15 protein-coding genes are annotated in these 22718 nt (G+C 36.9%); 8 read left to right on the top strand and 7 right to left on the bottom strand.

Translation table 11 applies throughout. The annotated features are described in order from the left end of the window. Window positions 1-20: 20 nt before the first annotated feature. The 4 genes from ACFIKH_RS01435 to thpR all read left to right on the top strand — a co-directional run bounded on the left by ACFIKH_RS01435 (window position 21) and on the right by thpR (window position 2496). Window positions 21-485, top strand: a complete 465-nt coding sequence (locus ACFIKH_RS01435) for an HPr kinase/phosphatase C-terminal domain-containing protein (protein WP_375648607.1) — start codon at window positions 21-23, stop codon at window positions 483-485. A 135-nt stretch (window positions 486-620) separates the two neighbouring features. Continuing rightward, window positions 621-1019, top strand: a complete 399-nt coding sequence (locus ACFIKH_RS01430; protein ID WP_375626191.1) for a PTS sugar transporter subunit IIA — start codon at window positions 621-623, stop codon at window positions 1017-1019. A gap of 17 nt (window positions 1020-1036) precedes the next feature. After that, complete coding sequence (locus ACFIKH_RS01425; RefSeq protein ID WP_012754483.1) at window positions 1037-1330, top strand: HPr family phosphocarrier protein; 294 nt, start codon at window positions 1037-1039, stop codon at window positions 1328-1330. A 626-nt stretch (window positions 1331-1956) separates the two neighbouring features. Next, window positions 1957-2496, top strand: coding sequence for an RNA 2',3'-cyclic phosphodiesterase (gene thpR, locus ACFIKH_RS01420; protein ID WP_375626189.1), 540 nt, complete (start codon window positions 1957-1959; stop codon window positions 2494-2496). 106 nt (window positions 2497-2602) lie between these two features. Here thpR and grpE read toward each other — a convergent pair whose 3' ends face one another. After that, complete coding sequence (gene grpE / locus ACFIKH_RS01415) at window positions 2603-3265, bottom strand: nucleotide exchange factor GrpE (RefSeq protein ID WP_375625476.1); 663 nt, start codon at window positions 3263-3265, stop codon at window positions 2603-2605. 124 nt (window positions 3266-3389) lie between these two features. Continuing rightward, window positions 3390-4460 carry a heat-inducible transcriptional repressor HrcA gene (gene hrcA / locus ACFIKH_RS01410; protein ID WP_273787508.1) on the bottom strand — a complete coding sequence of 357 codons (1071 nt, stop codon included), beginning with the start codon at window positions 4458-4460 and terminating at the stop codon, window positions 3390-3392. A gap of 530 nt (window positions 4461-4990) precedes the next feature. Here hrcA and rdgB point away from each other — a divergent pair. Both rdgB and hemW read left to right on the top strand, forming a co-directional pair. Next, window positions 4991-5638, top strand: a complete 648-nt coding sequence (gene rdgB, locus ACFIKH_RS01405; protein ID WP_375625477.1) for an RdgB/HAM1 family non-canonical purine NTP pyrophosphatase — start codon at window positions 4991-4993, stop codon at window positions 5636-5638. Continuing rightward, window positions 5635-6834, top strand: a complete 1200-nt coding sequence (gene hemW, locus ACFIKH_RS01400; protein ID WP_375670145.1) for a radical SAM family heme chaperone HemW — start codon at window positions 5635-5637, stop codon at window positions 6832-6834. Before rdgB ends, hemW begins: the two co-directional genes overlap by 4 nt. Window positions 6835-8455: 1621 nt before the next feature. Here the strand turns inward: hemW and dapE are convergent. The 3 genes from dapE to ACFIKH_RS01385 all read right to left on the bottom strand — a co-directional run bounded on the left by dapE (window position 8456) and on the right by ACFIKH_RS01385 (window position 11411). Next, on the bottom strand, window positions 8456-9628 hold the full coding sequence (gene dapE / locus ACFIKH_RS01395) for a succinyl-diaminopimelate desuccinylase (RefSeq protein ID WP_375651651.1): 1173 nt from the start codon (window positions 9626-9628) through the stop codon (window positions 8456-8458). Between the two features lie 208 nt (window positions 9629-9836). Continuing rightward, entirely contained in the window at window positions 9837-10598 is a 762-nt protein-coding gene (locus tag ACFIKH_RS01390; protein WP_375670819.1) for a M48 family metallopeptidase, read from the bottom strand. Between the two features lie 3 nt (window positions 10599-10601). After that, complete coding sequence (locus tag ACFIKH_RS01385; protein WP_375625481.1) at window positions 10602-11411, bottom strand: alpha/beta hydrolase; 810 nt, start codon at window positions 11409-11411, stop codon at window positions 10602-10604. A gap of 195 nt (window positions 11412-11606) precedes the next feature. On the opposite strand from ACFIKH_RS01385, the gene infC reads away from it, so the two are divergent. Together infC and ACFIKH_RS01375 are read left to right on the top strand one after the other, a co-directional pair. Beyond that, on the top strand, window positions 11607-12125 hold the full coding sequence (infC, locus tag ACFIKH_RS01380) for a translation initiation factor IF-3 (protein ID WP_026500140.1): 519 nt from the start codon (window positions 11607-11609) through the stop codon (window positions 12123-12125). A gap of 609 nt (window positions 12126-12734) precedes the next feature. Beyond that, the gene (locus ACFIKH_RS01375; RefSeq protein ID WP_375653415.1) at window positions 12735-14507 is read left to right on the top strand and encodes an ABC transporter ATP-binding protein; all 1773 of its coding nucleotides are present in this window, start codon (window positions 12735-12737) and stop codon (window positions 14505-14507) included. A gap of 1563 nt (window positions 14508-16070) precedes the next feature. Here ACFIKH_RS01375 and ACFIKH_RS01370 read toward each other — a convergent pair. Together ACFIKH_RS01370 and ACFIKH_RS01365 are read right to left on the bottom strand one after the other, a co-directional pair. After that, a complete protein-coding gene (locus ACFIKH_RS01370; RefSeq protein ID WP_375670817.1) occupies window positions 16071-20729 on the bottom strand; it encodes a translocation/assembly module TamB domain-containing protein in 4659 nt (1552 codons plus the stop codon). Beyond that, window positions 20729-22693 (bottom strand): autotransporter assembly complex family protein, encoded by a 1965-nt coding sequence (locus tag ACFIKH_RS01365; RefSeq protein ID WP_273722402.1) that lies wholly within the window; start codon window positions 22691-22693, stop codon window positions 20729-20731. Before ACFIKH_RS01365 ends, ACFIKH_RS01370 begins: the two co-directional genes overlap by 1 nt. Between the last annotated feature and the right edge of the window lie 25 nt (window positions 22694-22718).

The following is a 22718-nucleotide window of genomic DNA, read 5'->3' as shown; positions in this document are numbered from 1 at the left end:
TTTTATCCAAAGTAAAAGACATGAAAACAAAATGTGAAATACTCCACGCAAATTGCCTTCAATTAGGCGGCAAGGGGCTGTTAATTATAGGTCCATCGGGATCAGGAAAATCAACCCTTACCCTTTCTTTGCTCGACCGTGCTGAGTGGTCAAAACGTGAAGCGAAGCTTATCAGTGATGATTATACAATGTTGCGTGCGGAAAATGGAAAGCTCCACGGATACACTCCTGATAATTTAGAGGGCGGTATCGAGATTCGTGGCGTTGGTCTTTATATGATAGAATTTGAAAAGCATACAACTATCGATTGTGTTATTTTTCTCGGTCCGAAATATGAACGTTTTTCCACAAATAAAACTTTTCAGTTTGAAGATTTGCACATTCCTCTTTTAAAACTTCCCTCTCTTCGTGAAGCCGATTGTACAGCCATTTGTCAAGCTATTGAAGCATTTTTGTTTAGAAAAATATGGCAAAAATCTGTCTAATTTTTTTCTAAAGATAAAAAAATCACAATTTTTGCCTTTTTTTTGCAAATTTTTCTTGGCAGCAAGACAAAGCCTTGTAAAATGTGTTTCCCACCAATATGGTCGGATCTTATTAGTTAACAGGAGTTTGCGTAAATGATTGGACTCGTGCTTGTAACGCACGGTGAGCTGGCTGTCGAATTTTTACATGCCGTGGAACATGTTGTTGGAGTACAAGAAAAGTTCGCAACAATATGCGTTTATCCCGATGACGATATAGATCAGCGCCGAGGTGATGTTATAGCCGCAGTAACCGATACAGATACGGATCATGGCGTAATCATATTAACAGATGTGTTCGGTGGAACACCATCGAATATAGCTATCCCTGCTATTGAAAAAGGACGCGTTGAAATGATTGCGGGTGTTAATTTGCCCATGCTTATTAAACTGATTTCTATTCGCAAATGTCCTGATATTTCATTATCAGACGCGTTAAGAATAGCACAAGAAGCAGGGCGTAAATATATTAATGTACCAAGTATGATTTTATAGTGGATAATAAAATACCAATGTTTTCCAAAGATACCCTCCCATGTATAAGTCGTCATTTCAATATCTGTAATAAACGTGGCTTGCATGCACGTGCTTCTGCAAAATTTGTACAAACTGTTGACAATTTTAATGTTACTGTTGAAGTTGAAAAGGATGGAAAAATCGTTGGTGGATCATCAATTATGGGACTTATGATGCTAGCGGCTTCATCCGGTTGCAACCTCACCATTCGTGTTTCAGGACCAGAAGCAACAGATGCTCTTAATGCTCTTGAAAAGCTTATCAATAACAACTTTGGAGAGGAAAACTAGCGCTTTCTCACCATAAATAAGGATGATGATTCTTAGAAAATAGGAACTTTCCATCATTGTTTTGAATTTTAATTTCTCTTCCCGCTTTTATACCAATATTCATATCCATTATGGATTGGCATAATTATCATAAATGTAAAAGCTTATAGTAATTTTATTATACTGGAGTTTTTCCCTCCTTTCCTAACATTATTTGATCAATTTGAATAGTTTTGCGTATTACGGCTATTACCCGACTTAACCGTATAATTAAATCTTTACAGAAAAAGAGAACTCTTCACCTTGTATTAGAATATGCTTTATTTTAGGCTAAAGATAGATGTCAAAATAATTTCGCACATCAAAAATCTATCAACTTTTCTTATTTTCTGCTCACTTTGTAGTCTTTATAATACATAAGTAATCTTCTATTGCACATCATTGTGATACAGCTCATGAAAACGCAATTCTTATCGATATCATAACCATTTTTTAAAACGAATAAGCTTTGTACGCTCATAATTATAGTAAGCATTTTTTAGACATTCTTTTTCAATACTATTGCCTTATTTTCTATGGTACATGCCTCGCCCTTATTATCTATATTGTGCTTGGAATAGCATCTTTCATTATAAGGAGATAATATTATGGGTCGTCTATTTAGTGCCCTTCAGATTCCTCAACAAACAACACAACAACTTGTATCGTTGCAAAATGGCTTACCAAAAGCGCAATGGATCAACCCGCAAAATTTTCACGTCACCTTATCTTTTTTCGGTGAAGTTGAAAGTGCTACCGCAGATGCACTTATGCACGCCTTTGATACAATAAAGCTCTCTCCTTTTATGCTACAAATAGATGGTTTTGAAGTTTTTGGTTCAGAAAATGCTCCCCATTCTCTTGTAGTTCGCATTGAACCTTGTGAAAAGCTTAATCTTTTACATGAAAAGATGCAATATATCCGGAATAAATTAGAGTTAAAGCCTGATGAAAGACAATTTATTCCGCATATTACTCTTGCACGAATATTTGATATCAATCTTGAAGATCTTTCTTCTTATCTATCTTTTCAAGATGATTTTTTTATCCCTCCTTTTGAGGTTGATCATTTTGTTTTATTTTCATCGTCATCTCCCTCAAGCGAGTCCGTGTATCTTGTAAAAGGAAGTTGGGCGCTTCAAAGATAAAAGGGTGTTTATAACACCCTTTAAAAACTCTTTGAGAAAAGACCTCATATATGTGTAATTGCAGGGAATACTGCATTTTATGTTGGAGATTTATTATTGATGTGTTTTAAGCAGAATCAGCTTCACCAGAAGCTTCTTTTGCTCCTCCTTTGGCTACACCCACTATAGCTGGACGTAACACCCTTTCCCCGATAATATAACCTGCCTGAACAACTTGTTGAACAGTGTTATCTGGAACATCGGCATTAGGAATTTCAAACATCGCTTGATGAAAATGAGGATCAAATTTTTGTCCCTCTGGATGAATTTTTTGCACCCCATGACGTTCTAATGCTGCCATCATGGCACGTTCAGTCATTTCAACGCCTTCTGCCAATGATTTCAAACCAGCATCACTTTCCCGCGCCCCTTCTGGAATGGCTTCCAAAGCACGATTGAGATTGTCAGAAACCGATAACATATCCCGTGCAAAATTAGCAATGGAATAAGCCTTTGCATCCGCCACATCTCGCATAGTACGGCGTCGAAGATTTTCCATATCTGCAACAAGACGTAAAAGCTGATCTTTCAGTTCTTTATTTTCATCCTGCAAAGACGCTAAAAGATCACTAACCTCATTGCTTTCTTTTTCAACGTTTTCGTGTTCCTCTGTTTTATGTGTTTTTAAAAATTCATCGGCTGCCTGTTTAAGTGTATTACGATCAGCTGGATTTTTTAAATCACAATTTTCAAATGAAGCGTCAGTAAATTTGTTTTTTTCATCAGACATAAAAATTTTATTCCTTCATAAGATTCGTTATTCTCGATATCGAAATTCTACAGACAAAAATCAAGGGGTATCGATGTATATAATACAATGAGCTTCTATAGTACAAATACTTACCTGCATCGTTTTAACGCAATAACTGTGACACAAGTTGAGCTGTATAATCAACCATGGGCACAATCCTTGCATAATTAAGCCTTGTAGGACCAATAACGCCCAAAGCACCAATGACTCTTTGTTGTGAATCACGATAAGGTGCTACAACTAAAGAAGAACCAGAAAGTGAAAATAACTTATTTTCTGAACCAATAAAAATTCGAACCCCAGAACCTTCATCCGTTAAATCGAGAAGCTGTGCCATACTCTCACGCGTTTCAAGATCATCAAACAAATGGCGTAACCGTTCTAAATCTTCTTCTGCTTTCACATCTTCAAGTAAATTGCTACGCCCGCGAACAATGAGGTGTATTTTATGATCAGCACCTTCTCCTCCCCAAAGAGCTAATCCCGTTTCAACAAGATGATGCGATAAGTCATCAAGTGCAGCCCGTGTTTCTGCGCATAAGCGGGCAATTTCCCCTTTAGCTTCACTCAATGTACGCCCTTGGATATGAGCATTGAGAAAATTCGTTGCTTCCGTCAATTGTGCATGGGTAACCCCTTCTGGCAAATGAACAATACGATTTTCAACTTCACCTTGTTGAGTCACCAAAACGGCAAGAGCGTGCTCCCTATCAAGGCGCACAAATTCAATATGTTTCAATGTTCCTTCTTGTTTTGTTGCTAAAACAAGCCCTGCCCCACGTGAAAGATCTGAAAGAACTCGGCTTGCTTGAACAAGAAAATGTTCAACCGATTGTGCATGACCAGCCTCTTTGACTTGCATTTCAATATTTTCTCGCTCTTCGTTTGGCAAATCACCTGCTTCCATAAATGCATCAACAAAAAAGCGTAAACCTGATTGTGTCGGCATTCGACCCGCAGAAACATGTGGTGCATAAATCAAACCGAGATGTTCAAGATCACTCATCACATTGCGAATCGTCGCAGGCGATAATGTCTGTCGTAAAAGCCGCGAAAGATTGCGTGACCCTACAGGTTCACCATCATTAAGATAAGCTTCAACAATATGGCGAAAAATATCACGCGAACGTTCATCAAGATATTTTAGTTCATTATCAATAGTTTTGTGCTTCATCACAATTGTTTCACTACTTTTAAAATCCTCATCTCTTATATAAGTTTTGCCAAGGTTTGGTCAAATAGTCTAAAGTAGTATAAAAACATATTATCCTATTGACCCGTAAAATGCTAGCTTCAGAGTGATGATTGATAAATTACGCAGGAGGTATTTTTTGTTAGAGTGTGTGAGAAATATTTAAGATTAAGAGTTGATCTGTAAAGTGGTCTGCTGTAGGAACTTGCCAAGATAATTTGACCAAGAGAATCTGGATTGTTCAAAAACCGCTGTAAATAGAAAATTTCACCCTTTAGAGCAAACAAGAAATTAGAAATTTACTATAAAAATGCTATCATAAAAAAAAGACATGTCTTTCATATCTTTGCAAGATTATCTTCATACAAGATAAAAAATTTTATTGGGATAAAATATCATAAAACGTGTAAAATAATCATATTATGTAAAATCAAGCAGAATGTGTGTGTATGAGCATTTAAGCCGGTTTTTAGCACAAAAACAATTCCCCTTTCATTTTTGGAGAAATCTATATGAGAAGCATCGCAGATAAAAAACTTGTCATTGCTACACATAACACCGGCAAATTGCATGAAATCACTACTTTAACTAAGCCTTTCGGTTTAATAATACAATCGGCAAAAGAACTGGGCTTGCCAGAACCAAAAGAAACGGGAAAAACATTTGAAGAAAACGCTTATATTAAAGCTTTTTCAGCAGCAAAAAAGACAGGACTTCCTGCCCTCTCTGATGATTCAGGCTTAGAGGTAGATGCATTAGAGGGTGCACCAGGCGTTTATACCGCTGATTGGGCAATTCAAGCCGATGGTACACGTAATTTTCCCAAAGCTATGGAAAAAATAGAAAATGAACTCCAAAAAGTCGGAGCGCGAGAAAAAAGCCAACGAAAATGCCGTTTTATATCCGTCATTTGCATTGCATGGCCTGATGCTCATGCAGATTACTTCCGCGGATGCGTTGAAGGAACGTTCATTTGGCCTCCACGGGGAGACAAAGGCTTTGGTTTTGATCCTATTTTTTTACCGGATGGATATGAAAATACCTTTGGAGAAATGTCAACAGAGCAAAAACACAACTGGAAACGTAATGATATTCCGCCTCTTTCACATCGCGCACGTGCTTTCAAACTTTTGGCAGAAAACCTTTTAGCATTCTCATGAATGAACCTTTTGGCATTTACATTCATTGGCCCTTTTGTGCAGCTAAATGTCCTTATTGTGACTTTAATTCGCATGTTCGCATCCATGGTGTTGATCAACAACGTTTTGTTGCCGCCTTTAAGCGCGAAATAGAAACGCAATACCACAAAATAGGCCCACGCCATATTACAAGTATTTTTATTGGTGGAGGAACTCCTTCTCTTATGGAGCCGCAAACTGTCGATGCCCTATTGCAAGCACTTGCAAAAAAATGGGTAGTTGATGATAAAGTTGAAATTACATTAGAAGCTAATCCATCCAGTGTGGAGGCAGAGCGCTTTCGTGGATACCGTGCGGCAGGTGTTAATCGCTTATCTCTAGGGATACAAGCGCTCAATGATAAAGCATTGCGCAAACTTGGTCGACTCCATAATGTGGAACAAGCTCTTTGTGCCATTGATTTAGCACGGCAAATTTTTCCACGTTTATCCTTTGATCTCATTTATGCCCGCCCCGAACAAACCCTTGAACAATGGAAATCTGAACTTGTACAAGCAATTGATTTGGCAGCGGACCATCTTTCTCTTTATCAATTGACAATCGAAGAAGGAACTGCCTTTAAACGGCTTCATGATGCAGGAAGACTTATCCTTCCCCCATCAGAGCTAGCAGCAGATCTGTATAATCTTACCCAAGAAATAACAGCATTGCATGGTCTTCCTGCCTATGAAATCTCAAACCACGCAATACCCGGTGCTGAATCAGCACACAATCTTCTTTACTGGCGTTATCACCAATATGCAGGCTTTGGTCCAGGAGCACATGGACGTTTCATTGAGCACGCACCGAATCATTCCTCTGCCTGTTCAAAAACATTGTCATCACACCTTGAAAACCGCGAACGTTATGTCACAATAAATGAAAAGCATCCTGAACAGTGGCTTAATTTGGTAGAAACAACAGGACATGGCTGTATTGAAACGGAACATTTAACCACTGAACAACAGGCAAATGAAATGCTCCTTATGGGATTACGCCTTAGCGAAGGCTTAGAACTTATACGCTATGAAACCTTAAGCCCTAAACGCATCCCAATGGAAAAACTGATCGATTTACAACACCAAGAATTGATAGAAATGGTGGATAACCAACGCTTAAAAGCGACAACCAAAGGACGTATTGTTCTTGATCACATCATCAGCCAACTCGCAAACTAAAGTTTTTATAACAACATACTTATTTTAATCATAATCATCATTTTTCACAGAAAAGGCGAGATTAGAGTATCGTGAGATACTCTCATTTCAAAACTATTTACAGTAAATTAGTTACCACCATTTGCTTACACCTTAAAAGTAGAGAAACGTATGGATAAAAAAGCTATAAAAAGAAGTAAAAATAACTCTTATGAACACCCTTAAGTGCTAAAAGCTATCGCAATATTTTGAGCTAGAAAGTGTGTGGTGGTCTAACTTTTTTTTCATAAACGTAAAGATGGTGGGCACTGTAGACTTTATACACTTCACGGAAAATTTTATATTACACTATTCACAAACACCGTAATGGCACGAATGTGACAAATATTGAGAAAATTTCTTTAAAACAAGTATGTGAATGCATAATACGATAATGTATTGTTTTTTATGAAATCGTGGCACCATTTAAAGAACCAGAGAAATGAGCATGAAACCATGTATCAATCTCTAATTATTTAAAAAGGTATTACTCTAGATAATTTTGAAAACTGTAAAACCGAATAAAAAAGGAGAGTAAAAAAGCACACTGATTTTCACCTTTATACCTTTATATTTTCCCTCAATCAGGTTGTGGTTGTATGTCTGTTTCAGAGATTACAAAAAAATAGATATACACAATACTTTTATCCTATTCTGGTATATAAAAGCTGTTGTCGCAAAAAAATACTGAACCAATATTTATTTGAGATACGCGGCTGTATGATTGGTATTGATCTATAAGTCACAGCAAAATCATGAGTTTTATTAAAACAAATAATGCACTCAAATGGCAAATATATCAGATATGAATCGAGATTATTTTGTTAGCGAGCGAAACGACATTAATCCCATATGATTTTATTTGTATGCATACATGCTTATGAGTGTCTGTACGCGTCCTTTAAGGTTATTTTATTAAAAAATTGAGAAAAATACTAGGCTAAAGAAGTCAACGTGATGCTACAAAAGAATTTCTGTGTATCTTTATCATAACCAATATTAAAGCTGATTAAATGAGCTCACCTTCTATCTCGTAATGATTTTGCAACAGAAGTTCTTGGGAACAAAAAGGCAGGGCAAAATATATGAAGTCAAACAAACTTAAAACGCGTTTCCTATGGACTTTACTCTAAGAGAGGCTAATTGAAATAAGAGGTACCTTTTATGAGAGTGCAGAAACCATATTAAGACACGAGCTATGAATGAGCGCATTTATGTTGTATGAATTTTTTACAATAGCAGCATGTTTTTGTGTGTCTTTATGGCTTCAACCGGTCATCACACAATTATGATATAATATTCATTGTTTTCCATTATGATTGCGTATTAACTTCCTTTCCAAACTTTAAAAAACAAATATTTTTAATCCAATATAGTCTGTAAACAGTTCTGCTTCTTAAAGCAGCTCCCTCTTGGCTTTCAAATTATGTAATTCACTTAACTAAAGACGCTACAGGCAAGAAGCCCAATTTAAGAAGATTCACCACTTACTCTAAAACCACTTAATATATTAAGTCTTACGAGTCTCATATCACCACACCTCAAATGGCAATATCTTATGGCACAACAAGATAAAGGTATTTTTGAACCAGCAATCATTTCTTCATGCAAAAAAATCAACAATAAAACGCTCATAAATAGTAGTAAGAGCTTCCACCGCATCAAGGGCTACACACTCATCTACCATATGCATCGTTTGCCCTGGTAAGCCAAATTCAACCACTGGGCAATAATCCTTAATAAATCGCGCATCCGAACTCCCACCTGAAGTGGAGCATTCTGGTATATTCCCTGTTACACTTTTAATAGCATTGGATAAAGTTTGAATGAGTTTATCATTTTTGGTCAAAAAAACATCCCCTAAACTTGGAATCCATTCAAGCTGATAAGAGGGATATTGATCACTATTGTTTTTTGATTGCACCAAAGCAAGACGCTTTTCAATTTCTTCCACCAGTGTTTCTTTTGTCCAAAGATCATTGTAGCGTATATTAAAACGAACTGTTGTCTGCGCTGGGATAATATTGACCGTTGAATTACCGGTATCGATGCTTGTTAGCTCCAAATTACTGGGTTGAAAATTCTCTGTCCCTTTATCTAAAGCAGTTTGTGTCAATGCCTGAATAAGCTTATTTGCCAAAGGCAAGGGATTAGCAGCCCGCTCTGGAAAAGCAACATGACCTTGGCGACCTTTCACGGTAATGATACCAGAAATCGATCCGCGGCGACCAATTTTGATGACATCCCCAACAGTCTTTACACTTGTTGGTTCTCCCACAAGAGCCGCAGTCCATTTTTCGCCCTTTTTTTCCGCCCATTTGAGAAGTTTTATAGTACCATTAACAGCAGGTCCCTCTTCATCACCGGTAATCAAAAAACTTACCATTCCTTTAATGGTACGTTTCTCAAGAACTCGCGCTAGCGCCGCAATAAAACAAGCGATTCCGCCCTTCATATCAACAGCACCCCGCCCATATAATTTTCCCTGATCTATGACAGCTTCAAAAGGTGAATAGGTCCATTCATCCAATGCACCTGGTGGTACAACATCTGTATGACCCGCAAACATAAGATGGGGTCCTTCATTTCCCATTTTGGCATAAAGATTTTCAACATTATCTGTATTTTTATCCGTAAAAATAGGGCGCTCGACATGAAATCCCATTTTTTTCAAAAATTGTTCCAAAGTTGATAAAGCCCCTGCTTCATGAGGTGTAACAGAAGGACAACGGATAAGTCTCTGTAATAGCTGAAGCGGATCTGTAAGAACAGGCATAAGGTCCCTTCCCATTTTTTTATAAGTCATAGCAACTTAAGGTTATTACGCTGAATTACAAAAAAGATAAAGCAAAAACATTGAAGACACTCAGCAAACCAAGCAGGGGAAAACAATCGTGCTGAGAGCTTCAATGGCTTCCTCATTATGCATGAGCAAGTACACACACAACAAAACACTCAACAAAAAGTTCCGTTAAATATTGCCTTCATTTGAAAGTTTTTGACGCCTCTAAATTATATGAATCAAAATTAATTGCTTGCAATCTATGAGCATTTTCCTTCAACCAAGCACGATACGTTTTACTATCAGGACATAGTTCTTCACAAAGAGCCCAAAATCTTGGACCGTGATTCATTTCAACAAGATGAGCAACCTCATGAGCAACAACATATTCCACAACTTCTTTTGGTGCCATAACAAGGCGCCAAGAAAAAGAAAGACGCTTATCTATTGAACAAGACCCCCAACGACTTCTCGTATCTTTATAACAAATTGATTTGACTTTACGCTCTACTTTATGGGCATAATGTGCCACCAAAGGTGTTATAATACGTGCTGCTTGTTTTTTCAAAACGTCAGCAATGCGTCTTGGAAGGTATTCTAATTGACCATAAACGATAATTTGAGGTTCTTGTTCTGCATCTCCTGCAATAATTTCCGTTACCCCACGTCCTTCTCTATGCTTTATGGAATGGCAAACACCCAACAAAGGAATCGTTGCCCCCTCTTTGAGATAAGCATTTTCATGAGAGGTTTGTACACGAGCAAGACGCGCCTCAATCCAAGACCGATGCTTTTCAATAAAACTTTGAATCGTACAGAGACTTATCGCTGGTGGTGTTGTTACACAAATCCTCTGTCCGCTCGCATCAATACGTAAGGTAAGACGGCGCGCGCACTTATTTTCCCGCACCTGTACAGGTACAGAGCGATCAGAAAAAATAAAATGCTGTTTAGAAATGCTCATACATTATATCTTCATCATTAATGAATTTGCCCCTTCTCCCGCATTAATCCGGTCAATCAATGACCTCAATACCGTTTCGAGGCAATCCAAATCTTGCGGACGAGAAAAGCGATGATCAGCATCACGAACGAGTGTCAATGTTACATCATGGAGAGGCAAATGATCAAGTAAAGTCATAGTATGCTGATAGGGTATCTCCACATCTTCCATCCCTTGTAGAATATGGATTGGACATCCAACATCTATACATCCCTTCATGACGCAGTTGTCTCTGCCATCTTCAATAAATACTTTTGTAAAGGGAACCGGCTCCGTATAACTAATCGCAGATCGTTCAATATGCTCTGTTTCTTCTAAAATTTTCCACCCCTTTCGACCCAACCCTGATTCTATCAATGTTTGTGTAAAATCAGGAGCTGGCGCAATCAAGATCATGCCAGCAAGCTTCTTATTTTTCTGTGCTAACATCATAGCAAGCTTGAGCGCAATCCACCCGCCCATAGAGGTGCCAATCAAAATTTGTGGACCCTCACAATAAGTTTCAAAAACCGCTAAACTTTCTTTAACCCAGCGTGAAATCGTTCCTTGAAAAAAATCACCACCTGATTCTCCATGTCCAGAGTAATCAAAACGTAAACAAGACAAATCATTCTTCTGAGCAAAACTATCAACCAACATCGCCTTATCCCCTGACATATCGGATAGATAGCCATGAAGCCAAACCAAACCTGGAGATTGGCGCCCCTTGCGATAGCGTACTGCAAGTGCGGTGTTCTCAAACGAAAAAAACTGACAAGGAATATTTTGATCCATAATTCTTTATCCTCCATAAAACGATTTCTTTAAATTAAAAGAAAAACTTTTATAATCTAAATCATTTCAAAAAGTAATAAATCAAATAATGAAAAAGGCGCGAATTATAGTTGTTTTTAGGCGCATAATTGTATATTAAATTAACTGTAGTTGAATCAAAATTAAGGAGCATAAACCATTCGTAAACCGTTTAAAATGACACCTACCCAAAAAGACGGACCACGTTCAAATCAGGATATCCGAGTACCTCATGTTCAGCTTATCAATGATGAGGGGCAACATCAGGGAGTTGTTGCGATACAAGAAGCTCTTGCTATGGCTGCAGATGCGGGGCTTGATTTGGTTGAAATTGTACCAAATGCGGAGCCACCCGTATGTAAAATCATCGATTTGGGCAAATTAAAATATCAAACCCAAAAAAAAGCTGCTGAAACACGTAAGAAGCAAAAAGTCATCGAAATCAAAGAGATTAAGATGCGCCCAAATGTTGATGTCCATGATTATGGAGTCAAACTCAAGGCTGTTCATCGCTTTATTGATCATGGTGATAAAGTAAAGATTACTTTGCGTTTTCGTGGTCGTGAGATGGCTCACCAAGATCTTGGATTAAAGCTTCTTCAGCGTGTGAAAGAAGATACAAGTGAAATTGCCAAAATTGAATTGGAGCCAAAGCTTGAAGGCCGGCAAATGATGATGGTGATAGCACCTAAATAGTTTTGCATTGGAATAATATTTGCATGCAACTCATCAGCGTGCAACTCATCAAAATGATGCGTATGGTATTATTTAGAAGCACCACATAGAGTTTTTGTGGTGCTTCTAAGGTTTTATAAATGTGTATAAATCCTTTTAAGAGTTTAATAATGCTTTATCGATTTATAAGAAGAATTCGTTATTTTGCATATTAAATGAAAAAGCTCAAACATCGTAAGGTGTTCTTATTTCAAGCTCTCTTATCATGTAATGCGGCAAAAATTTTTGCTTACACATCACAAACGGAAATGATACATAAAAATTATTAAAAAGCGAAATATTTTTTGTGAGCTATTTCAAGTGCCAAAGGCTATCACAATATAGAAATTGGTAAATACAATGGTGAAACTCGCCGTTACCTTTTATTGAAAATTAAAAATAATGATGAACAACAAATTTTCGTTATACCTTTCACAGAAACTTTGCACTACATTTTTCACTCTCACCGTCGTGAAATTGATATGATGAACCTTGAAAGAAAAGGCTATTTTTGTAAAAAAGATTAAGGGGCTTTTTAATTAAGAATGTTTCAATCTTGCATAAAATAATGAGAGAATATAGAAGCATTTCATGGCTAAAAAACAAATTTCCTCTTTTGATAAACATCTTATTATCCGCCTTTTGCGAGAAAATTTTCGTAAACATATGCGTTGGTACAGTGCTGCGATTTTCTCAATGATCATCATTTCTTGTACCACAGCAACCAGTGCATGGATTATGCGTGATGTTGTTAATCAGATTATTGATGCACAAAATTTTCCTATGATTGTTTTGATTTCTAGCTTCATTGCTTTTATCTTTATTCTCAAAGGAGTCGCAACTTTTTCCCAAACTTACTTTCTAAACAAAGCAGGCAATAGTATCATTGCGGAACAACAGCGTAAAATTTTTGCACGACTTATGGAACAAGGAGTCTCTTTTTATCATAATAACACTTCATCTGATCTTCTTGTTCGTGTAACTCATAATGCGACAGCTGTACGTAATATAATTGATACTATTATCACAACTTTTGTACGTGATTTGCTTTCCGTTAGTGGTCTGTTGCTTGTCATGTTCATTCAAAACTTTGTGTTAATCTCCATTACTTTAATCGTAGGACCACTAGCTTTTTTAGGCGTTCGAATGGCTTTAAAACGCGTTCGCCGCCTGATGGAAAAAGAGCTCCTTTCACTTGGTGAAATTATTAAAATCGTACAGGAAACGGCTGTTGGTATTCGAATCATCAAGGCCTTTTCACTAGAAGAGGTCATGAAAAAACGGATGGACAAAGCCATTTGTGATGTTGAAAAACAAACAAACAATATTGCCACACTCGAAGCTATTACCAATCCGATTATGGAAACACTCACGGGTGTTGCCATTGCAGGTATTATTTGTTTTTCCGGTTATCTTGCAACCCAACGCGCAGGTGTTCAAGGTGAATTTATGTCCTTTATTGTTGCTTTACTTTTAACTTATGAACCCGCAAAAAGACTAGCAAATGTACGTGTCAAAATTGAATCTGGCTTGGTCAATATCCGTACAATGTTTGAAATACTCGATTGTCCCCTTACAGTTATAGAACATAAAGAAGCTAAAGATCTGAGTAAAAAGCAGGGAACTATTCGTTTCGAACATGTTTCTTTTGCATACACTAATAACAAAATGATATTGAAAGATATCAACCTAGAAATAGAAGCCGGAAAAATGACAGCATTGGTGGGACCATCCGGTTCGGGAAAGTCAACCCTTATCAACCTTATTATGCGCCTCTATGACCCCACAAAAGGACGCATATTGATTAATGATCAAGATATTCGCTACACAACATTTCGCTCTCTGAGAAACCTGATGGCCTATGTAGGACAGGATACTTTTCTCTTTCAAGGAACTGTTAAATATAATATCGGACTTGGAAAAGAAGGGGCTAGTGATGACGAAATTATCGAAGCAGCAAAAGCAGCAAATGCTCATGACTTTATTATGAATTTGCCAAATGGTTATGATACACAGATAGGTGATAATGGCTGTAACCTTTCAGGGGGGCAAAAACAACGGCTCGCTATCGCTAGAGCAATGATTCACGATAGCGAAATTCTGATTCTTGATGAAGCAACGAGTGCGCTTGATTCACACACCGAAGCACAAATTAATGAAGCCATTCACCACCTTACCAAAGGACGCACAACGATCATTATTGCTCATCGCCTTTCAACGATTGCTCGTGCTCATAAAATTGTGGTCATACAAAATGGACAACTAATTGAACAAGGTACTCAGAAAGAATTGCTAGCAAAAGAACATGGGTTTTATAAAAAAATTCATAATATCCAGTTCAAAGACATACCTCCTAATTTCTAGATCCTTAAATAAGATTTGAAATAAAAATGGATAGAAGGTAATGCTCCATTTATAAAAAAGGCTTGTTACCAAAAAAAGTATTACTTCAATCAAGAATTGGCAAAGAATTTATGGTTTATTGAAAATAAACTTCTTGGATTTAGATGAAAACTTTACTCGCTATTTTGTTGAATGCAATTGACTTTAACAGTGAAACTTCAAAAACCCCTTTCCTTCCTTAAATAAGTGTTGAAACATTCATAAATGTTTTGAATCCTAAAAGAGAGAGCATCAAGGTCTGAAAAAATTGCCGCGGATTATGATGATGAATCTGGATTAATACTACCTTTATCCGTGTTTATCCCTGCACTAACAATTTTTTCTCCACACACCTTAAAGGACAAAGATTCTACCCAATCTGATCTGTAAACAATCCAGATTTTTATTGAGTTCGTTCCACTTGATAACAAATCATGTGATTCACTTATACAAGACTTACCCTAAATATTCACCCTGTGCTTTCAAAATACTTTGTCAAAAAGACTTACATGCCTTATATCACCAAACCTCAAATGTCAGTCTTTTATGGTACAGCAGGATAGGCTCACAATTATAAATTGTGCTGCAAATTATAGATACACTCAGCGTAAAAGAAAAACATTAAAAAATAAGAGAAGATTTATTATAAAACTTTTTTACTGTTGTAGATTGCTTTAAAGCAAGCTTTGCTGTTTTTTCTACATCCGAAACTAAAGTGATATTCCTCCAATACCTTAACTTCTTGAAGAGTTTATAAATGCACAACGTTAGTGCTTATATAAGGCTATGATTTCAATATGAAAAAAAACAGATGAAAAGTAAAATGATATTCCTCTTTCTTTTAACCGCCTAAATAGAAAAATACGGCATATAACTCTGATAAACATTTTTACAAAAAATATCTTTTGACCTGCATTTTAATACTTTGATTTATAATCATAATTTATTACTTTACATCTTAAATAAAAGATAAGATGTAATTTGCTTATTGTAAATTTTCTTTATATTTATGATGAATTAATCAAAAGCACTTGTTGTACGTCATAAGAGATATTGGTGTATGCATAAAAACTCTTAAGATAAGCAATAAAAATACCTCTACATTTTCAAGTGAAAAGATTGTCGGCAACATGAGAAGCTGGAAAATAGAATGATAATGCCGGCTTATATCTTTAATAAATACTTATACCTTTATTAACAATGGTAGTATGGATTTTATACCATTCATAAGAGGTACTTTATATCATTTCACAAGCAATCTTATGAAATAGGCTCAAGCCACATTGAGAAATGTTTCTTTAAAACAAGCACATGAATTTGCAACACAATAGTGTTATATTTTGGAGTGTTCTGTTTGGGGGGCTATTCATTATAAGAAAAGTGATCTCATTCAAAAACACAATAAACAAAAATCGAATATTTCAGATATATTTCTTCACGCCTCAAAAAATCTTCTTCTTTTATAGGATTTCTAGTCTATGTATCCTTCCTCAGATTTAGAAATGAGAGACAAAAGACAAAGAATTTATTTTTTAAATTCAATCTTTAATAATCTCTTTCATAAAAGAGACCAATGCTAGAATTTTGTTCATTTCCTATGGCACCTTTAGCTTTGAGATGACGCGAAATATCTAAATTAATTGTTCCTTTCGTCGTTCCATCGGACCCTGCTTCAAAGCCCAAATAAATATTATTGTGTATGTAGCGTCCAATACGTAAGCCTGTATTACCCTTCTCATTAACGATAACATCAAGATCATCAAGCCCAATTTTAGTTCGTAAAGTATTCAACAAAGATGTATTAGAAGCACCTGCAAGATCAGCCGCTGCTGCTGCAAGTTGAGCAATCTGAAATGGTGATAATTCATTAAGAGAGCGATTAAAAATCAAACGCGCCAAAATCTCATCCTGAGGCAAATTCGGTTGTGAAGAAAAATTAATATCAAGATTATCAATCGTCCCACTTACCGTTACAGTGACGCGAATATCACCACTGTTATTGTTGGTTACAAAATAAACCGTAGGATTAAGATTACCGCTAAAACTCGCTTGCCCTTGATCAAAATTAAGACGTTGCGAAAGAATATCAAAACGTCCACGAATCATTCTAAATTCACCAACTGGATGCACATCATTCAATGGGCCTGCTAGATTAATGCGTCCTCCAAGTTCAGCATCTAAGCCTTTTCCGCGTACAAAAAATTGATTGCGTGCTGTAATACTCATATTTGATAACACGACAGATGAAGATTCTTGTGTAACTATACGGCTTTTGCTTTTGTTCGTTTTCTTAACATCAGCACGTTCAAGTGTTGTTTGAATCGATTTAGTTAAATTCTTATTTCTAATATCAAGAAACTTAGCACTTTTAAAATGATCAGGAACAAAAACTTCAGCTTTTTCAACGATGATATCACCACCAACAACAAGATCATTTAAAAAATGACCTTTCATTGTCATCTCACCTGACAATGTTGCCAGAATCATAGAACCATCATTATAATTGGCATTATCAAGATGAAATATCAAATCTGTCTCTAGACCATTAGAGATACGACCTGAAGCAGAAATTCTCCCCCCCTCAAACGAAGAAGCTGAAGCTTTCTCTATAAGGATATGATCACCATTCAATTTGCCTTCAAGCGTTATATTATTCAATCCTACATTTGTTTGTGAATCAAAAAAGCTACCGTCGCCTATAGAAATATTTCCTATCAATTGTGGCTTTGATAACGTTCCATTAAGAACTGTATCAATTCTTGCTGTACCCGTTATATGTGCACCACGCTTAGCTAATAAGAGATTAACAAAATCAAGAGGCATTATCCCTTTAACGTTTAATTTTGCCTCTGAACCATTAAGAGATACAGGCCCATGGACGGAAAGATCTAATCCTTTATCTCCAGTAGCTATCATATTTTCAATATGAAATGTCGATTTTTTATAAGAACCACGAGCATTTATATTGATTGACATTGGTCCTTTATGCGTCATAGCGGTTAAATTTTGACTAGAAAGCTCAAAATGAGCAGATGGATCCTTCATTATTCCACCAATATCAATTTTGCCTATCAGTGTCCCATCAAGCGCTTGTCCTGCAATAAAACCATTCGCCAAACGTGCAGATAAATTTTGCAAATTAATATGAAGATCAAGCGTATTTTTCTCTAGAGATACATGCCCCTGAGCTTCTGCTTGTACTCCTTCTCCTGTTAAATTTGCATTTAAAGTAAGATTTTGATCTACAGTGTTTCCCGTAGCAGAAAGAGAAAAAGGCATAATTTTTTTATCTTGAAAAGCAACGGTTGTCAGTCCCTCACCTTTTATATCGTACGTTATATCAGGTTTTTTTAAATGACCACGAATCATAACATGCCCTGTTACACTCCCTGCTGCTCCAAGATCGGCTTTCCACAGATTGACTAAAGTAGCAGGAAGCGCATTCATTGTAAGTTGCAAATTCAGGGTATCTTGAATATTCCCTGCTAAGATGATGTTGCCTCCATTTATTGCAATTCCTAATTCATTGATTGTCATTCCATCTTTATCAAAAGCAATTATGGATGGTTTCAGCAATGTTGCATGAAAAATGTGTTGTTTTAGATCCACAGTTTCAATTTGCACTTCTCGTTTTATACTGTCTGGAAGTTCCTCAACCATTAAACGACCAGAAAGCTGTGCATTGAGAGTATCATGCAACATCGCTTGGACAGTAAAAACCGTTTGTCCATTATTTCTATCGGCGTGAGCATTTAAACGATTGACCATTATCAAAGGTGTTTGAATATGTTCTGCATTGATAACTCCTTCAAACTGTGTCATGCCAAAAGGATCGAATATGTCAGCATCTATTGCCAATTTTTTTATTTTATTCTTGGAAAAATTCAAATGGCTAACATGCGCCTTCACATTGGTTTTTTGTCTGCCATTTTGTTCATCAAAAATAAAATCTCCTTTTACTTTTCCACTACCATCCTGCAAAAATAACGCTGAAAGTACAGAAATATCATCGGCATCAATATGCAACGCTCCTTTCAAAAACCCCCCAAGTTGTTGAGAAAGAGCACCCGTTATTTTTGCACTTCCCCCTCTAATATCGATATTTTCAAGTTTTCGAATTTTATGAGAATCTTTAAAAGAGGCCGATAAATGCAAAGGTTTCTTAGCAAAAATCCCTTCACCTTTTACCACCCCCGTTAAAGCAGTAACTGGTGCTGTATTATCTATAAGTGCATCTATGTTAAATGTTGTGTTTTGAAGTTTCTTCCCTACGATTAATGCTTCAGCAATATGAGCACGTGTATTTAGTTTTATATGGCTATTGCGCCCTCTCGCCGTACTTTCAATCGTAAGCGCACCGCTTATCTTTGGATCTAATTTGGACAAATCAGATATTTCAGCAGATAGATCCATTTTAGCGCTTTCATCTGAAAAATAACCATTAGCCTTTATGTTTGTATATTGATTTTTCAAATTAAAATGACGAAAAATGAAACCCTTCGTATTTCGAGTAGCACCACCTGAAAGAGTGATGTTTCCTTTGAATAAACGATCAAAAGACTGCACGCCTATTTTCATATCGTCAGCCATTCCTGATAATTGGAGATCAAAAATGCCACTCAATAAATTGATCGTTCCTTTGGCTTTAATATCTGCACTACCAGAAAGTGATTGTTTACTGAACACTTCCAAAGGAGTTAATGTTTGAGCTTTTAAACCGAGATCGCCTTTAAAAACAAAACCCTCCATTGTCCCTTTTAACCAAGAAGAAAAACCCTGAGCCGTAACACTCAGATCATGAATCAAAATTGGTTTATTCGAAACAATATCCGTATCTAAATGCACATGAACCGCTTGGCTTAAATTTTCTACTAACGCTCCCTTAATTTTTTTAACCCCTTGAAGCGTTCCTTTAACCTGAACACCAACATGACGAGAAGCTGCATTATCAAGATTTTCGCTTACTCCTCCCATATCAAAAATTGCATCGCGAATATAAATATTTTTATTGCTTAAATGACCTACAACCAACCGCCCATTCCAAGATTGTTGCCCTTCGCGACCATAGTCAATGTTCAAAGCAAGAGTATTCGCAGGTTTTGATACTTCCGATACAGGTAAATGAATAGACTCCTGTTCGTTATCAAGAGCCATTTTACCATCAACAAAAAGCCGCCGCAAAAATCCATCAGCGGTTATTTCAGCATTGGCTATAACATTCATTGCTTTGCTCTGAATAACCATCTGATCAAGGTGTGTCACACCTTCTTTTGTTCTTCTTGTCTTTGCTTTTAATGTTATATCAGATTCGAAGAGACTACGATATTGAGAAGGTATTAAAGGGCTCAGTGTTCCCTCTAGTTTCGTAGAAAAACTGTGTCCTTCTGGAACACTTGCAAGAATAACATTACCATCTAAAATAGAATGATGATCGGACTCTAAAGAAAGTTTGATAACCAAATCATCAAAAGTACCATCACCTTTCACGACGAGATTTAATGCTGGACGTTGTTCAATGTTAAAAATATTCGCCAAAATACCATTTTGTGGTTCGTTAGCAGAAATATCAATTTGAGCTGTACGATTACTATCAGATATCTTGGTGACAACAGAAAAAGAACCTGGTGCATCTAAACGATGCGCCGCTATATCGACATCAAAATTACCACTAGCCAAAGTGAGATTACCTTTTAATGACATATCAGCAGAAAAACCAAAAAGATTCTGTTCAAATGTCACATGTTGAGCTATAAGCGTATTGATAGAAAGAGCAAGCGGCAATTTTGGTAAAGAGAACTTGCCCGTCCCAAGGGAAGAAACAAAAGAAGAATTGCCTTGCGGTTTTCGTAAAAATGTAACCTGTTCTGCCGAAAGCTGGTTAATGTCCATCCGCCCTCTCAGCAACGCTAGACGATTCCAATCCATTTTAGCATTGGTAATTTTAAGCCAAACCCCTTTTTTATCACTGACAGTAATAGCATCAATTGATGTTTGAGAAGACAGTGTCCCTTGTATATTATGTAAACGAACTTGACGATTGGGCGTTGAAAGCTTTCGTTCAATTAAAGAAACAAACCATGAGCGATCATCTGTTTTCATTTCGCTAGAGGGAAGAGTATCTCCTCTTTGCGCAAAAACAAAACCACCCACCCCAAAAAACAAAAATACAAAGAAGAAAGCTGATAAATGTACACCTTTTTTCATTAAAATGCTTGCCCTATACCCACATAAAAACCAATGCGAGGATCACCCTTCTCTCTCTTTAAAGGAAAGGCTAAATCAACGCGTAAAGGACCAAGACCCGTCATATAACGACCTCCTATACCGGCTCCCCATTTAATTTTTTGAGAAAAATCAAAATTCGCCTTTTCCCCTACGGCACCTCCATCAAGAAAACCGACAAACCCTATTTTATCATTTAAAGAAACACGCAATTCTGCCGATCCCTCAACAACTGCCCGTCCACCAACAACCGCATCATTTTCTGTTTTGATACCAATATTACGGTAAGCATAACCACGAACAGAGCCCCCACCACCAGCAAAAAAAAGCGTATTCGCGGGGATTTGTGCTGTATCATTCCCAAGAATTGTACCAAGCTTTGCCCGCGTAGCAAAAACAAAACGATTCCCTTCATCCAACGCCCAATAAGAACGACCTTCTGCTGTTACTTTTGCAACAAAGTTGCTAAAACGCATCTCATAAAAAGGCTCAATGAAAACTTCACCATATAAACCTTTTGTTGCATTAAGCTTATTATTACGACTATCGTAAATCAAACCGCTAGGGAAACCTATTGTTGTAAAATTACGGCTCCCAAAATAAATATCACGTGAATAACCATTTGAAACTTCTACAGCAGCCTGTCCCGATAGATTACCATTGAAAATATGTGTAATCCCTAATCTTCCTTTGATGGCCTTTGTTGTATAATTTTCTAGAACATCTTGTTGTATTTTTAATTCTGATCTGAGATCTGTATCTGGCGTGAGTACACCAGGCTTTATAAACGTACCACCGAAAAGATAATCAAAATTTTTAAAATTATACGATTGCTTTTTATTGCTACCAACACCACTTATTTTTGTTTCAATTTTAAGAACCTCTGCATGACCAAAAAGATTGTTATGCATCCAATAAGCTTCAAAACCAGCACCATCTAATGTTGAATAGCTACCGCCTACACCAAAACGACGCGGTTTACGTTCTTGTACAACAAGTGAAAGCGGTAAACTGCCATCTAGATTAATGGTATCAGCCTCACGTATATTGATAGCACGAAAAACACCAAGGCGCGCAAGACGTTCATTTGCCTTCGCTAACGCATCGGAATCGTATTTCTGACCTTGCTTCAATCCGGTCATCCATGCGATATAAGCTGAATCTACACGTGGTTTATTACTTATATTACGCACACTTAAAGGACCATAATGAGCCTTTTGTCCAAGATCAACAACAATCCGTCCTTCAACACGCAACGCAGCATGATCAGCCACGACCTCACTTTTCATAATTTTAGCTTTGGCATAACCTTGTTGACGCCATCCTTCTATCGCCCATTTTTCTGCTTTCAAAATGGTTTCAGATTTAGCAATAGCCCCAACTTTATAGCCCAATTCTTCAATTGTGGGCATTTTATGCGCTTTACGTTTTTCAAACGGAGCTACTTTATCAATATCTGCAATACTAAAAACATATTGTGGACCGGCATTAATTGTAATAACAATATTGGATTGTGCTGGAAGTTGAGTTACCGGACTTAAATCAGCGACTTCTAAGCCATTAATTTTAATACTAATAACACCACCGTAGCGTCCATCAGCATAAAGAGCAGAAAGAATTGCTCGATAATCTGAACGCGCCTTGGCTAGCAAACCAGAAGAACTGGCGGACGCTTTCTCTTTATCAGCAACAAGAGAAGAAACAGATTTAACTATTTTTATACCTTCTAATGGCGCGCCTGGCGGAGCAACAACATCAACTTTATAAAATCTCTCTGTACTTTTGGCATAATTTGAAGGAGAATTTGTTTTCTTTTGACCAAAAAAAGGTATGCCGAAAAAATCAAATGCAGCAAGTGGCTGTGGAAAAGCAAAAGCGAAACACAAGCCTATAAATACACAGCGCACAGTCCCTGATTTTAACAAAATTCTTGCCTGGTATACCATAAAATCAGATACCTTATAATACACT

This window comes from Bartonella sp. SD1336NMGDW (genome assembly GCF_042193565.1).
GTDB lineage: Bacteria > Pseudomonadota > Alphaproteobacteria > Rhizobiales > Rhizobiaceae > Bartonella > Bartonella grahamii.
Note: the sequence above shows the minus strand (reverse complement) of the source record. Positions and strands in the feature narration are given on the sequence as shown.

Bases quoted from the DNA above. Each gene is read 5' to 3' on its own strand.
- ACFIKH_RS01375 (WP_375653415.1), top strand. From the start codon at position 12,735: ATGGCTAAAAAACAAATTTCCTCTTTTGATAAACATCTTATTATCCGC.
- ACFIKH_RS01385 (WP_375625481.1), bottom strand. From the start codon at position 11,411: ATGGATCAAAATATTCCTTGTCAGTTTTTTTCGTTTGAGAACACCGCA.
- grpE (WP_375625476.1), bottom strand. From the start codon at position 3,265: ATGTCTGATGAAAAAAACAAATTTACTGACGCTTCATTTGAAAATTGT.
- hrcA (WP_273787508.1), bottom strand. From the start codon at position 4,460: ATGAAGCACAAAACTATTGATAATGAACTAAAATATCTTGATGAACGT.
- thpR (WP_375626189.1), top strand. From the start codon at position 1,957: ATGGGTCGTCTATTTAGTGCCCTTCAGATTCCTCAACAAACAACACAA.
- ACFIKH_RS01390 (WP_375670819.1), bottom strand. From the start codon at position 10,598: ATGAGCATTTCTAAACAGCATTTTATTTTTTCTGATCGCTCTGTACCT.
- hemW (WP_375670145.1), top strand. From the start codon at position 5,635: ATGAATGAACCTTTTGGCATTTACATTCATTGGCCCTTTTGTGCAGCT.
- ACFIKH_RS01365 (WP_273722402.1), bottom strand. From the start codon at position 22,693: ATGGTATACCAGGCAAGAATTTTGTTAAAATCAGGGACTGTGCGCTGT.
- ACFIKH_RS01435 (WP_375648607.1), top strand. From the start codon at position 21: ATGAAAACAAAATGTGAAATACTCCACGCAAATTGCCTTCAATTAGGC.
- ACFIKH_RS01370 (WP_375670817.1), bottom strand. From the start codon at position 20,729: ATGAAAAAAGGTGTACATTTATCAGCTTTCTTCTTTGTATTTTTGTTT.
- dapE (WP_375651651.1), bottom strand. From the start codon at position 9,628: ATGCCTGTTCTTACAGATCCGCTTCAGCTATTACAGAGACTTATCCGT.
- rdgB (WP_375625477.1), top strand. From the start codon at position 4,991: ATGAGAAGCATCGCAGATAAAAAACTTGTCATTGCTACACATAACACC.
- infC (WP_026500140.1), top strand. From the start codon at position 11,607: ATGACACCTACCCAAAAAGACGGACCACGTTCAAATCAGGATATCCGA.
- ACFIKH_RS01430 (WP_375626191.1), top strand. From the start codon at position 621: ATGATTGGACTCGTGCTTGTAACGCACGGTGAGCTGGCTGTCGAATTT.
- ACFIKH_RS01425 (WP_012754483.1), top strand. From the start codon at position 1,037: ATGTTTTCCAAAGATACCCTCCCATGTATAAGTCGTCATTTCAATATC.